Annotated in this window: 10 protein-coding genes; 7 read left to right on the top strand and 3 right to left on the bottom strand. The window is 64.7% G+C overall.

The window, feature by feature from the left end; genetic code table 11:
- The first annotated feature begins 40 nt into the window (after positions 1 to 40).
- Positions 41 to 1,246 (top strand): dihydrodipicolinate synthase family protein, encoded by a 1,206-nt coding sequence (locus AAE027_RS01490; RefSeq protein ID WP_370985095.1) that lies wholly within the window; start codon positions 41 to 43, stop codon positions 1,244 to 1,246.
- Positions 1,246 to 2,109 carry a sugar phosphate isomerase/epimerase family protein gene (locus AAE027_RS01485; protein WP_370985096.1) on the top strand — a complete coding sequence of 288 codons (864 nt, stop codon included), beginning with the start codon at positions 1,246 to 1,248 and terminating at the stop codon, positions 2,107 to 2,109. The genes AAE027_RS01490 and AAE027_RS01485 overlap by 1 nt, the downstream gene beginning before the upstream one ends.
- A 121-nt stretch (positions 2,110 to 2,230) precedes the next feature.
- Here the strand turns inward: AAE027_RS01485 and AAE027_RS01480 are convergent, their stop codons facing one another.
- From AAE027_RS01480 to AAE027_RS01470, 3 genes are all read right to left on the bottom strand, one after another.
- Entirely contained in the window at positions 2,231 to 3,703 is a 1,473-nt protein-coding gene (locus AAE027_RS01480) for a Spy/CpxP family protein refolding chaperone (protein WP_370985097.1), read from the bottom strand.
- Positions 3,704 to 4,236: 533 nt separating this feature from the next.
- Positions 4,237 to 5,451 carry an ornithine--oxo-acid transaminase gene (gene rocD / locus AAE027_RS01475; RefSeq protein WP_370985098.1) on the bottom strand — a complete coding sequence of 405 codons (1,215 nt, stop codon included), beginning with the start codon at positions 5,449 to 5,451 and terminating at the stop codon, positions 4,237 to 4,239.
- A 228-nt stretch (positions 5,452 to 5,679) separates the two neighbouring features.
- On the bottom strand, positions 5,680 to 6,900 hold the full coding sequence (locus AAE027_RS01470) for a cytochrome P450 (RefSeq protein ID WP_370985099.1): 1,221 nt from the start codon (positions 6,898 to 6,900) through the stop codon (positions 5,680 to 5,682).
- Positions 6,901 to 7,006: 106 nt separating this feature from the next.
- Between AAE027_RS01470 and AAE027_RS01465 the strand changes: the two genes are divergently transcribed.
- From AAE027_RS01465 to AAE027_RS01445, 5 genes are all read left to right on the top strand, one after another.
- On the top strand, positions 7,007 to 7,549 hold the full coding sequence (locus AAE027_RS01465) for a phosphonopyruvate decarboxylase (RefSeq protein ID WP_091891605.1): 543 nt from the start codon (positions 7,007 to 7,009) through the stop codon (positions 7,547 to 7,549).
- Positions 7,546 to 8,136 (top strand): thiamine pyrophosphate-dependent enzyme, encoded by a 591-nt coding sequence (locus AAE027_RS01460; protein WP_370985100.1) that lies wholly within the window; start codon positions 7,546 to 7,548, stop codon positions 8,134 to 8,136. The genes AAE027_RS01465 and AAE027_RS01460 overlap by 4 nt, the downstream gene beginning before the upstream one ends.
- A gap of 141 nt (positions 8,137 to 8,277) precedes the next feature.
- Entirely contained in the window at positions 8,278 to 8,964 is a 687-nt protein-coding gene (locus AAE027_RS01455) for a TetR/AcrR family transcriptional regulator (RefSeq protein ID WP_176945764.1), read from the top strand.
- A gap of 1 nt (position 8,965) precedes the next feature.
- On the top strand, positions 8,966 to 10,156 hold the full coding sequence (locus AAE027_RS01450) for an efflux RND transporter periplasmic adaptor subunit (RefSeq protein WP_370985101.1): 1,191 nt from the start codon (positions 8,966 to 8,968) through the stop codon (positions 10,154 to 10,156).
- 69 nt (positions 10,157 to 10,225) lie between these two features.
- Entirely contained in the window at positions 10,226 to 13,324 is a 3,099-nt protein-coding gene (locus AAE027_RS01445; protein ID WP_370985102.1) for a MexW/MexI family multidrug efflux RND transporter permease subunit, read from the top strand.
- Positions 13,325 to 13,353: the final 29 nt, after the last annotated feature.

Here is a 13,353-nt window from a genome sequence, read left to right as displayed (position 1 = left end):
GCTTCGCTTCGCTCGCAATGACGGGGAGAGGTTCGAAGTCATGAACAAGCCCGTCCAGCCCAAGCCTGTCCCTTCAATGTCGTCATTGTCGCTAAAATTGCCGAAGGCCGACCGGTCGATCGAGACCTATCGGCTCGCGGCCTCGCGCACGTTCCCCGCAAAGCTCGAGGGGCCGCTCAACCGCATCGCCTTCTCGGCCGTGCACACGGTGGCCGATCCTTTCGCGGACAATGATCCCTGGCTTTCGGTCGCTGTCGACTGGGACAAGACCATCGCCTTCCGCGAGCACGTCTGGGACCTCGGTCTCGGCGTCGCCGAAGCGATGGATACCGCGCAGCGCGGCATGGGGCTGGACTGGCCGACCTCGCTGGAGCTGATCACGCGCTCGGTCGGTGCCGCCAAGCGCCGCAACGCGCTGGTGTTCTCGGGCGCCGGCACGGACCATCTCGCAGTCGAGGATGCCAAGACCATCGACGACGTGATCCGCGCCTATGAGGAGCAGATCTCGGCAGTCGAGAAGGTCGGCGGCCGCATCATCCTGATGGCGTCGCGGGCGCTCGCCAAGCTCGGCCGTAACGCCGACGATTACGCAAAAGTCTATGACCGCGTGCTGTCGCAAGTCCGCGAGCCCGTGATCATCCACTGGCTCGGCGACATGTTCGATCCGGCACTGACGGGATATTGGGGCACCAAGGATCTCGACAAGGCGATGGATACCGCGGTTGCCATCATCAACGGCAACGCCGCCAAGGTCGACGGCGTCAAGGTCTCGCTGCTCGACAAGCAGCGTGAGATCGATATGCGCCGGCGGCTCGACAAGCGCATCAAGATGTACACCGGCGACGATTTCAACTATGCGGAGCTGATCGCCGGCGATAGCCAAGGCTTTTCGCATGCGCTGCTCGGCATCTTCGATGCGATCGCGCCGGCAGCCTCCTACGCGCTGTCGCGGCTGGCAGCCGGCGACGAAGCCGGCTTCCACGACGTGCTGGGACCGACGGTGCCGCTATCGCGCCACATCTTCAAGGCGCCGACGCGCTTCTACAAGACCGGCGTCGTGTTCATGGCGTATCTCAACGGCCATCAGGACCATTTCACCATGATCGGCGGCCAGGAGAGTGCGCGTTCGATGCTGCATCTGGCCGAGCTGTTTCGCCTTGCCGATCAGGCCGGCCTGCTCGCCAATCCAGAGCTGGCGACGCGGCGGATGAAGACGGTGCTCGCCTCGCACGGACTGGAAGACTGATGCGCGATTTTTCGTCCGACCATCGCTGGCTGTCGCTGAACACGGCGACGGTCCGCAAGCAGGGTGACCTCGTCGAGATCATCGAGGCCTGTGCGCGTCACGGCATTCGCGCCATCGATCCCTGGCGCGACCAGGTCGCCGCCGTCGGTCTCGACCGTGCCGCGCGCGCCGTGCGCGATGCCGGTCTCGATCTCTCAGGCTATTGCCGCGGCGGTATGTTCACTTCGGACGCCTCACGCCGGGGCGAAGTTCGTGACGACAACCGCCGCTGCGTCGATGAAGCCAAGGCGCTCGGCGCGCCTTGCATCGTGCTCGTCGTCGGCGGCCTGCCGCAATATTCGCGGCCGGGCAGCGAGGCCTCGAAGGATATCGCCGCAGCGCGCGGGCAGGTCGAGGAAGCGCTCGCCGAGATGCTCGACTACGCCAGACAGGCAAACCTGCCGCTTGCGATCGAGCCGTTGCATCCGGTCTATGCAGCCGACCGCGCCTGCGTGAACACCACGAAGCAGGCGCTCGACATCTGCGACCGGCTCGACCCCGGCCGCAGCGGAATGCTCGGCGTCGCGCTCGACGTCTATCACATCTGGTGGGACCCGGATCTGATGGGCCAGATCGCGCGCGCCGGCCAAGATCGCCTGCTTGCTTTCCACGTCTGCGATTGGATGGTGCCGACCAAGGACATCCTCAATGACCGCGGCATGATGGGCGACGGTGTCATCGACATCAAATCGGTGCGTCAAGCGGTCGAAGCGCAGGGCTTTGCCGGCTATTCGGAGATCGAAATCTTCTCCAATGACTGGTGGGCCAAGCCGATGGACGAGGTGCTGCGCACCTGCATCGCGCGGCATAAGACGGTGGTGTAAAGCGTTTTCGAGCGAAGTGGATACCGGTTCGCGTGAAGAAAACGCGTCAAAACAAAAATCTAGAGCGTCGGTTCTGATTCAATCAGAACCGATAGTGCTCTAGGTCACGCGCGCGCTGACCTCACGGGCTTGCGACCTGTTGCAGCGTGTTGAAGCGCGCCTTCTGCTCGCTGCTCAGCGTGGCGTAGAACTCGTCCAGCGCAGGTTCGACCAGCTTGGCGGCCGTCAGCATGGCCTCGAGCCGGCGCTGCATCGCCTCCAGCCGTCCGACCGGCGTCAGCGGCACATCGTTCGGGCAGGCCGCCTGCAAGTCCTGAACTCCCTTCGCCGTCGCTTCGCCGAGGCGGTCGAGCGCGTCCTTCTGCTTGCCTGCGGGGTGAAGCACGGCCTCGATCCTCTGGATCGGCAACTGGGTCAGGCCGGACTTGGGATCACCGCAGCCCTCGGCACTGGCTTGCTGCTGCTGCTGCTGCTGTGACGAGCGGTCGCCGACGTTGGGGCCGAGCGCGTTGAAGCGGGCCTGCTGTTCGTCACTGAGCGAGTTGTAGAACTTCTCCAGTGCCGGTCGCACGATCTTGACGGCTTCCAGCGTCGCGCTGATGCGGTTCATCATCGCGCGCAAGCGGCCGGGCGGCGTCAGGGCATAAGTCTCCGCGCAGGAATCCTTGAACACACCGGCAGCATCGGCCGCCGCAGTCTTCAACTCGTCGAGCAGCGCGCGTTGCTCCGGCGTCGGCTGCACTGCTTTCGCGATATCGGCAAGCGGCCAAGCGGTGACGCCCTTGTCCGGCGTGCCGCACAATTGCTGTAGCGTCTGCGGGCTCACACTGGCGCGCGGACGCGCGCGGCCGCCGCCGCCGGCTTGCGGATAGTCATACGGGTTGGTGCTGGCAAAGGCGGAATAGGGGCCGTCACCGCCCCAGAACACGGTGTCGACGAAGTCGTCATAGGCGTACGCCCAATAGCCGGGCTCATAAGCATAGGACCAGAACGTGTAGTCAAAAATGTCGGAGTAAGCGTATGGCCAGAACACCGGCCCAAGCCACGCCACGAACACCGCGGGATGGCGGTGACGCCAGGCCTGCCGGGGAGCCCAGCCGCTCTGGCGGGTGAGGAGGGCGGCTTGGGTCTGCGGAGCGGCCTGCTCACGGAAGCGCTCCGCAAACCGCCCGCGCTCGGCAGCCTGCACAGCGGCGGCCGTGGCGGCTCGCCCAACCGTCGTCGGCTCAGGTCCCAACCGCTGCAGGCGCGCCTGATCACTTTGCTGCAAGCGCTGTTCGCGCTGCAGCAGCCGGTTCTGCGTCTGCAGCATCCGCTCCTGCGCGCGTTGCGCCCGCAGGCCTTCCGGCTTCTGCGACTGCAGTTGCTGGACGCGCTGCTGCATGCGATCGATGCGGCTCTGCCGTTCTGTGCTCTGGCGCGACAGCATCTCGCGCTGCCGCTGCTGCACCACCTGCTGGCGCTGCTGGATCTGCTGCTGGCGCTGTTGCGCGCGCTGTTCGATCTGATCCCGCCGCGACAGCCGCTCGCTCGCGGCCGGCGGCGCGCTGGGGCGTGAGGGGGCTGCGATATGCGGCGTCCGCTGGGGTGCCATGGCCGGACGCTGCACTGCTGCCGGCGCCCGATGGATTTCAGGCCGCGGAGCCGCCACGTGCGGGGCCGCCCGCGACGGTGGTGCAGCGAAATGTGGTGTCGGGCGGGACGGCGGTGCAGCGAAATGCGGGGTCGGGCGCGATGGCGGTGAGGCGATATGCGGCGCCGAATGTTGCGGCATGGCCGGTCGTTGCGACATGGCCGGGGGATGGAATGCCGGTGCGGCGGGACGCGCCATGGCTGGCGGCGCCGCCGGACGGGCCATGGCCGGTGGTGCTGCTGGCCGAGCTGCCGGCGCTGCGCCCGCACCGGGTGGTCCGCCCCTTCCGTGTCCCTGGCCGGGTCCTTGGGCGAATGCACTGAGGCTCGCCGACAGCATCGAGACACCAACTAAAACAGCCGTAAGGCAAAAGCCACGCGGAAGCATGATTGCAGCTCCCAGCTCGTAATCGCCCACGACGTTTCAACGCGCAGCTGGCGGAATCGTTCGTTGTTGGCCGCTTCAGGCATTGCGATCTTCCGACGCAGGCAGCCTCAAGAGAAATCCTGCGTCAGGGTGGTGGCGAGCCGCTCCAGCGCCCAGTCGACCTGGTCGCTGGTGATCACCAGCGGCGGGGCGATGCGGATCGTGTGCTCATGGGTATCCTTGGCGAGGATGCCCTTGCCCTGAAGCGCCTCACAGTAGCGGCGTGCGCGGCCGGCCTCGGGATGCAGCTCGACCGCCAGCATCAAGCCGCGTCCGCGCACCTCGCGGATCGTATTGGCACGAATGTCCTTCAAGCCTTCCAGAAAGCGCGCGCCCTGCCTGGCCGCGTTGTCGATCATGCCTTCTTCGACCAGCACGCGGATCGCCGCGCGCGCCACCGCGCAGGCAAGCGGATTGCCGCCAAAGGTCGAGCCATGCTGCCCGGGTCTCAATGTCCCGAGCACGTCGTTGTTCGAGAGCACGGCCGACACGGGATAGAAGCCGCCCGACAAGGCCTTGCCGAGCAGCGTCACGTCCGCCTCGATTCCCTCGTGCTCTTCGGCGAGCAGCTTGCCGGTGCGGCCGAGCCCGGTCTGGATCTCGTCGAGCACCAGCATCACGTTGTTGGCGGTGCAGAGCTCCCGCACCTCAGTGAAATAGCCGGCTGGAGGAATGACGACACCGGCTTCGCCCTGGATCGGCTCGACCAGGAAGGCGACGGTGTTTGGCGTGATGGCCTCTTCCAGCGCCGCGGCGTCGCCGAACGGGATGATCCTGAAGCCAGGCGCGAACGGACCGAAGTGTGTGCGCGTCTCGGGGTCGGTTGAAAAGCCGACGATGCCCAGCGTGCGTCCGTGGAAATTGTTGGCACAGACGATGATTTCGGCCTGGCCGTCCGGCACGCCCTTCACCTCATAGCCCCATTTCCGGACCGACTTGATCGCGCTTTCGACCGCCTCGGCGCCGCTGTTCATTGGCAGCACCTTGTGGGAGCCGGTGAGCGCCGCGATCTCCTCGTAGAACAAGGCGAGCTGGTCGTTGTGGAAGGCGCGCGAGGTGAGCGTCAGCCTGTGCGCCTGTTCGACCATCGCCGCCAGGATCTTGGGGTGGCAGTGGCCCTGGCTGACCGCCGAATAGGCTGAAAGGCAATCGAGATAACGGTTGCCTTCGGTATCCCAGACCCAGACACCTTCGCCGCGCGACAGGACGACCCCGATCGGCTCGTAATTACGGGCCCCAAAGCGTGCTTCTGTTGCGATGAAATCAATGACCGACGCGCTCATCTGTCGTCACTCCATTGCTGCGCGCGGGGGCGTCAACCGACGGCACCGGCGGCCTTCAGCTTGATCTGGGGATCGGACTGCCGCCTTGGAAGCCTTCATGCGCGCCAATGCGTGGCGCGGCCCGATTTGCCCGAGATGTCAGATAGTTCTGCGGAACCGCGGGGCATGGTTCGCCGATCCAGGCTCTACTGTGCATGGGGTTGTTTTCGTCATTTTTGTTTGGAGGCGTCAGCCGATCGCGCAGGGCACGCTCAAAAAGCCGCGAAACCGGACCCGTCCGCCCCGCACCGGCTGCCCGCTCACGGCATAGTTCGGGAATCGCGCCAGGAAGCGCGAGATCGCGATCGCGCCTTCCAGCCGCGCCAGTGCCATCCCGGCGCATTGATGCGCGCCGGTGGCGAAGGCGAGGTGCCGGTTCGGTGTGCGCGCGATGTCGAAGCGTTCGGCGTCCGGAAACTGCGCGGGGTCGCGGTTGGCCGCCCCAATGCACAGTGTCACCGACGTGCCGGGGTCGAGCACGACGCCGCCGAGCTCGACCCGTTCGGTCGTCATGCGGTTGCCGAGCTGATTGGAGCTCTCGTAGCGCAGCATCTCCTCCACGGCGGTCTTGATCATGTCGGGGTTGTCGATCAGGCGCTGCTTCTGATCCGGGTTCCGATGCAGCGCGACGAGGCCGTTGCCGATCAGGTTGGTGGTGGTCTCGTGACCGGCATTGAGCAGGAAGATGCAATTGTGCAGCAGCTCCTTCTCGGTCAGCCGCTCGCCGTTCCCTTCTCCTTGGATCAGGCGCGTCAGCACGTCGCGCTCGGGATTGCCGGGCTTTTGGCGCCGGCGCGCGACCAGCGTCTCGAGATAGGCGAGGAAGTCCTGTACCGCCTTGTTGCCGCGCGCAGCCGCTTCGGGCGACACCACCGGTTCGAGCGCGCCCAGGATCGCCAGCGACCAGTCGCGCAGCGGCGCGCGTTCCTCGTGAGGCACGTCGAGCAGATTGCCGATCACCTCGATCGGAATGGAGGCGGCAAAGTCCTCGATCAGCTCGCAAGACCCTTTGGCAGCGATGGCGTCGAGCAGGCCGTCGACCAGCTTGATGAGGTCGCCCTCCATTCCGGCGATGGCGCGCGGCGACAGCGCGCCCATGATCAGGCGGCGCACGCGGGTGTGGGAGGGCGGATCGTTGAAGACGAGGCTCGTGGTGTGGTGCTCGTAGAGCAGGCTGTCGCCGTATTTCGGCGCGAACTCGCGCTTCTTGTCCGAGCTGAACGATTTGGTGTTCTTGTAGGTGGTGACGAGATCGTCATAGCGGGTCAGGAACACGGTGCCGTTCGGCAGGCGCTTGACCGGCTCGTTCTCCCGCAGTGCACGATAGGTCGGATAAGGGTTGTCGTAGAACTCAGGCGTCAGCTTCTCGAGATCGAAGCTTGCCGCCAGCTCCTTCGCATCTGCGTTCATCCCGTTATACTCGCCGGTTAAAGCCGATATGCCGTTTTTGTTGTTCTGATCGACGCACGCATGCGTCTACAGTCGCGCCGTCTTTGCTAGCCGACCGGACAGGAAAATGCACGCGCGCGCTGACGCTCCCGACACGGCCCCGAATTGGCCCGACGATATTTTCGCGACATTGCAGCGCTTCGACGTCCGGCAGGTGCCGTACGTGCCCGACGCCGGTCACTCGAAGCTGATCCAGCGCGTGCTGGCCTCCTCCACGATGCGCGGCATTGCGCTGACGACGGAGGAGGAGGGCGTGGCACTTCTCGCTGGCGCCTGGGCGGGCGGACAGCGCGGCGTGTTGCTGATGCAGTCGAGCGGCGTCGGCAATTGCATCAACATGCTGTCGCTGATCCCGATCCTGCGCTTTCCCTTCCTCACGCTCGTCACCATGCGCGGCGAGTGGGGCGAGTTCAATCCGTGGCAGGTGCCGATGGGATCGACCACGCAGGGCGTGTTCGAGCTCTCCGGGGTCAAGGTGCTGCGCGCCTCGAACGCGGCCGAGGTGCCGGCCGTGTTGGAGGCGGCCGCAGCGCAGGCCTACAACGCGCTCACCCCCACCGCCGTCCTGTTGTCGCAGCGCCTGATCGGCGCCAAGGTTTTCACCAAATGAGCAAGGCCAATCTCCTCGACCGCCGCCAGGTGGTGTCCACGCTGCTCGCGGACCGCAAGGACGTCGTTGCGATCGGCGGCTTAGGTGCCTCCACCAACGACATGTGCGCGGCCGGCGACCACGCGCGCAACTTCTATCTCTGGGGCGGTATGGGGGGCGCTGCGATGATCGGGCTCGGGCTCGCACTGGCGCAGCCAAAGCTGCCGGTGCTGGTCATCACCGGTGACGGCGAGATGCTGATGGGCATGGGCAGCCTCGCCACCATCGGCCTGCAAAAGCCGGCCAATCTCTCCATCGTCGTGCTCGACAACGAGGCCTATGGCGAGACCGGCGGCCAGACCAGCCACACCTCCGCGGCCGCCGACCTCGTCGGCATCGCCAGGGCCTGCGGCATCGAGGACAGCCGGGCCGTCACGACCATGGCCGAGGTCGAGGCCTTCGCAAAGGCCGTCCACGACGTCTCCGTGGGCCCCCGCTTTGCCAATGTGAAGATCGACAGCGCGAGCGTCGAGCGGATCTTGCCGACCCGGGACGGGACCTACATCGTCAACCGGATCCGTCGCGACCTGGGCTTCCAGCCGATCTAGGGTCAGCCTTGCCCGGCGTCCCGTTCTGCTCGTGCGCCGTGTATTCTAGCCAATTTCTACTGAATCTAGAGGTTGCGTTGCAACATATTGCTTGACTTCTGCGTGGGTGAGTGCTTACTCACTAGCATGAGTTCATTGCGTATGACGAGCGACCTGAGGCGTCAATTGATCCTCGGTGCCGCGAAACGCTGCTTTGCCCGACACGGCTATAACGGCACCACGACCAAGAGCGTGGCGGCCGCCGCTGCCATTTCCGAGGCGCTGCTGTTCAAGCATTTCCCGTCCAAGGCGGCGCTCTACGCCGAGATCCTGAGCGACGAATGCGAGGCCGATCCGGCCCTAATGGACTTGCTCGAACGGGAGCCATCGACGGCTACCCTGGTCGAGCTGATCCGCGGCATGGTCCAGCATTTCCTCGCGATCGCGGACGGGCCCGACCAGGAAGAGGCGCAGCGCCTGCGGTTGATGGCCACGAGCCATTTGGATGATGGTGAATTCGCCCGTTTGCTATATGCCAAGATCGAGACGCTGATCGGGGCTGTCTTCGTCACTTCGCTCGAGCGCGCGATTGCGGCCGGGGACGCGCGGCCGTGCACTGGCGATCCGCTCAACCTGTTCTGGTTCGCGCATCATTCGGTGATGACCGCGGCGCTGACCAGGCTGCCGGCCGCGCCCTGTCTTGCATACGGCAAGGCAAACGATCTGGAGCGGCAGCTCTGTGAGTTTCTCCTGAGGGGTATCGGACTTAACGACGCCGCAATTGCTTCGCATCTGGGCCACAATCAGGCGGCCGGTGCCGGCAAGACGGCAATTGCAGAAAGTGCATGACATGAACATCGTAGCCGAACACAAGATTTCGGGCGAACCGATCGACAAAGCGCCGAAGCGTCCGGTCAGGCCGGTGCGCTGGTTCATCATCGTCGGCACGCTTCTGGCCGTGCTCGTCGGTGGCCTCGTCTGGTTCAATTATTTCCGCGGCCAGATGATCAAGCAGTTCTTCGCCAACAACAAGCCGCCGCCGGTCGCCGTCAGCGCGGCCGAGGCGAAGTCCGAAGTGGTGCCGAACCTGCTCACCGCGGTCGGCGGCCTTGCCGCCGTGCACCAGGTCGACGTCTCCGCCGACGTCAACGGTCGCGTCACCGAAATCAAGTTCGAGCCGGGCACGCGTGTCGAAGCCGGCACGCCGCTGGTGCAGCTGTTCGACACGCCCGAGCAGGGCGATCTCGCCAACTACAAGGCGCAGGCGACCGTCGCCCAGCTGTCGCTCGACCGCGCCAAGCAGCTGGCCTCGCGTCAGTTCGGCCCGCAGGCGACCGTCGACCAGGCGCAGGCCGCCTACGACCAGGCGCAGGCGGGCATCGCCAAGACCGAGGCGCTGATCTCGCAGAAGCTGGTGCGCGCGCCGTTCTCCGGCGATCTCGGCATGCGCAAGGTCGAGGTCGGCCAGTATCTGACGGCCGGCACCGCCATCGTGTCGCTGACCGATTTGTCGGAGCTGTGGGCCAACTTCACGGTGACGGAAAAGGATTCCGGCAGCCTCAAGGTTGGACAGGTGGTGCGGTTGAAGGTCGACGCCTATCCGGGCCGCACCTTCGAGGGCAAGATCACCACGATCGAGCCGCAAATCTCGACCGACACCCGCAACATCCGCGTGCAGGCGACGATTGCCAATCCGGAGAGGATCCTGAAGCCGGGCATGTTCGTGACCACCACGGTGGTGCTGCCAGACAAGCCGGCCGTGATCACCGTGCCGGAGACGGCGGTCGACTACACGCTGTACGGCGACTCGGTGTTCGTGATCACCGAGAAGAAGGAAGAGGACGGCAAGACCAGCCTCTCCGCGGTGCGCACCTTCGTGCAGACCGGCAACCGGGTCGAAGGTCGCGTCGAGATCGTCAAGGGCCTGAAGCCGGGCGACAAGGTCGTCGCCGTGGGCCAGCTCAAGCTGCAATCGGGCGCGCCGGTGTCGATCTCGACCGATCCGGCCCCGGCAATCCCGGCGCAGCCGCCGCGCTACTGACAAATACATTCACGTGATCCGGCTCGGCCGGATCACGCCTCTTGAGACATAGAAATCGAGATCGCCGCGATGGCCTTTACCGATATTTTCATCAAGCGACCGGTCCTGTCGGTCGTCGTCAGCCTATTGATCCTGCTGATCGGTCTGCGTGCGGCGATGGTGCTGCCGATCCGGCAGTATCCGAAGCTGTCGAACACGGTCATCAACATCACGACCGTCTATCCCGGCGCATCCGCGGACCTGATCCAGGGCTTCATCACGACGCCGATCGAGCAGGCGGTCGCTTCCGCCGAGGGCGTCGACTACATCACCTCGTCCTCGGTGCTCGGCACCTCGACGATCCAGGTCTACATCAAGCTGAACTTCGATCCGAACCAGGCGCTCACCGAGGTGCTGGCCAAGACCAACTCGGTCAAATACCTGATCCCGAAGGAATCCAACGACCCGATCGTCACCAAGACCACGGGCCAGACCACGGCCGTGATGTATCTCGGCTTCTCGTCCGAGGAGCTATCGGGCTCGGCGATTTCGGATTATCTGACGCGCGTGGTGCAGCCGGTGCTGTCGACCGTCGACGGCGTGGCCTCAGCCGACATTCTTGGTGGTCAGACCTTCGCGATGCGGCTGTGGCTTGATCCCGTGAAGATGGCCGGCCGCAACGTGTCGCCGGCCGACGTCGCCGCCGCGATCACTGCCAACAACTTCCAGTCTGCGGCGGGCCAGGCCAAGGGCTATCTCATCGTCTCGAACGTCTCGACGAATACGGGCCTGACTGACGTCAACCAGTTCAAGAAGATGATCGTCAAGGCCAAGGACGGCGGCTTCGTGCGGATGGAGGACATCGCCACCGTCGAACTTGCGGCCCAAAGCACCGACGCGAGTGTCGCCTTCAACGGCGAGCATGCGATCTTCATCGGCGTGCAAGCAACGCCGCAGGGCAACCCGCTGACGTTGGTCAAGGGCGTGCGCGCGCTATTCCCTGAGCTCGAACGCAATTTGCCTCCGTCGATGAAGATGAAGGTCGCCTACGACTCGACCAAGTTCATCCAATCCTCGATCGACGAGGTGGAGAAGACGTTGGGTGAAGCCGTGATCATCGTGATCGTGGTCATCTTCCTGTTCCTCGCCTCGCTCCGCTCGGTCATCATTCCCGTCGTCACGATCCCGCTATCGATGATCGGCGTCTGCACCCTGATGCTGGCGCTGGGCTTCAGCTTCAACCTCCTGACCCTGCTCGCGATGGTGCTCGCGATCGGCCTCGTGGTCGACGACGCCATCGTCGTGGTGGAGAACATCCACCGCCACCTTGAGGAGGGTAAGACGCCGGTTCAGGCGTCGCTGCAAGGCGCGCGCGAAATCGTCGGCCCCGTCATCTCGATGACCATCACGCTCGCGGCCGTGTACGCGCCGATCGGCTTCCTTGGCGGTCTCACCGGTTCGCTGTTCCGCGAATTCGCCTTCACCCTGGCCGGCTCGGTGATCGTGTCGGGCGTAATCGCGCTGACGCTGTCGCCGATGATGTGCTCGGTGTTGCTGAAGAACACCGAAGAGGGCCGCTTCGCCAAGCTCGTGAACCGAGTGTTCGGCGCAATCACGCGATGGTACGGGCGCAAGCTCGACCGCTCGCTGGACTACAAGGCCATCACCGGCCTGTTCGCGGTGACGATCCTCGGCCTGGTCGGCTTCCTCTACATGCACACCTCGAAGGAGCTGGCGCCTGAGGAAGACCAGGGCATCGTGTTCGCGGTGACCAAGGCGCCGAAATACGCCAACATCGACTATGTCGATTTCTATGGCGAGAAGCTTGACAAGGAATTCCAGAAATTCCCCGAGACCGATCTGCGTTTCGTGCTGAACGGCATCAACGGTCCGCAGGGTGGCATCGCCGGCATGCTCTTGAAGCCCTGGGACGAGCGCAAGCGTTCGTCGATCCAGCTGAAGCCGCTGGTGCAGGCCGAGCTCTCCAAGATCGAGGGCGTGCAGGCCTTCGCCTTCAACCTGCCGCCGCTGCCGGGCGGACCGGGTGGTCTCCCGATTCAGATGGTGATCAACTCCACCGCCGGATTCCAGACGGTCTATGAGCAGATGGAGAAGCTGAAGGACGCCGCGCGCAAGAGCGGCATGTTCATCGTCTCCGACAGCGATCTTAACTTCAACCAGCCGAACGTGAAGGTCACGATCGACCGTACCAAGGCGCAGGACCTCGGCGTCAACATGCAGAACCTCGGCTCTACGCTCGCGGTGCTGCTTGGCGGCAACTACATCAACCGCTTCAACCTCGAGGGCCGCTCCTACCAGGTGATCCCGCAGGTGCCACGCGGCAAGCGTCTGTCGCCGGAATCGCTCGGCGGCTACTATGTGACGACCAACACCGGTCAGCAGTTCCCGCTGTCGACGGTGGTGTCGATCGAGACCAAGACCGACCCGAATTCGCTGACCCACTATAATCAGCTCAATTCGGCGACGTTCTCGGCCGTGCCGATGCCCGGCGTGACCGTTGGTGCGGCGGTCGACTTCCTCGAAGGCGAGGCCAAGAAGCTGCCGCAAGGCTTCAGCCACGACTATCTGGCCGATAGCAGGCAATACGTACAGGAAGGCAACCAGCTCGCGATCACCTTCGGCTTCGCGCTGATCATCATCTTCCTGGTGCTGGCGGCGCAGTTCGAGAGTCTGCGCGACCCGCTGGTGATCATGATCTCGGTGCCGATGGCGATCGTCGGTGCGCTGATCCCGCTGTTCTTCGGCGCGGCGACGATGAACATCTACACCCAGGTCGGTCTGCTCACCCTGGTCGGCCTGATCACCAAGCACGGCATCCTGATGGTGGAGTTCGCCAACGAACTCCAGGTCAATGAGCGGCTCGACCGCCGCTCGGCCATCGAGATGTCGGCCCGCATCCGCCTGCGGCCGATCCTGATGACCACGGCAGCGATGGTGACGGGCCTGATCCCGCTCCTGACCGCGACCGGCGCGGGCGCGGCCAGCCGCTTCTCGATCGGTCTGGTCGTCGTCGCCGGCATGTCGATCGGCACGCTGTTCACGCTGTTCGTGCTGCCGGCGGTCTATGTGGTGCTGGCGACCGACCATCGCGCGGCGGCCGATTCGGAGCGGAACAAGCAGGTGGCCGATCTCGACCTCGGCTCCGACAAGGCCCTGCGGCCGACCTGAGGCCCATCCGAGCGAATCCAGAGGGCGGC

Source organism: Bradyrhizobium sp. DN3, from assembly GCF_041357655.1.
Classification (GTDB): Bacteria; Pseudomonadota; Alphaproteobacteria; order Rhizobiales; family Xanthobacteraceae; genus Bradyrhizobium.
Note: the sequence above shows the minus strand (reverse complement) of the source record. Positions and strands in the feature narration are given on the sequence as shown.

Coding starts and splice junctions, on each gene's coding strand:
- AAE027_RS01480 (WP_370985097.1), bottom strand. CDS start 3,703: ATGGCACCCCAGCGGACGCCGCATATCGCAGCCCCCTCACGCCCCAGC.
- AAE027_RS01455 (WP_176945764.1), top strand. CDS start 8,278: ATGACGAGCGACCTGAGGCGTCAATTGATCCTCGGTGCCGCGAAACGC.
- AAE027_RS01490 (WP_370985095.1), top strand. CDS start 41: ATGAACAAGCCCGTCCAGCCCAAGCCTGTCCCTTCAATGTCGTCATTG.
- AAE027_RS01470 (WP_370985099.1), bottom strand. CDS start 6,900: ATGAACGCAGATGCGAAGGAGCTGGCGGCAAGCTTCGATCTCGAGAAG.
- AAE027_RS01485 (WP_370985096.1), top strand. CDS start 1,246: ATGCGCGATTTTTCGTCCGACCATCGCTGGCTGTCGCTGAACACGGCG.
- rocD (WP_370985098.1), bottom strand. CDS start 5,451: ATGAGCGCGTCGGTCATTGATTTCATCGCAACAGAAGCACGCTTTGGG.
- AAE027_RS01460 (WP_370985100.1), top strand. CDS start 7,546: ATGAGCAAGGCCAATCTCCTCGACCGCCGCCAGGTGGTGTCCACGCTG.
- AAE027_RS01450 (WP_370985101.1), top strand. CDS start 8,966: ATGAACATCGTAGCCGAACACAAGATTTCGGGCGAACCGATCGACAAA.
- AAE027_RS01465 (WP_091891605.1), top strand. CDS start 7,007: ATGCACGCGCGCGCTGACGCTCCCGACACGGCCCCGAATTGGCCCGAC.
- AAE027_RS01445 (WP_370985102.1), top strand. CDS start 10,226: ATGGCCTTTACCGATATTTTCATCAAGCGACCGGTCCTGTCGGTCGTC.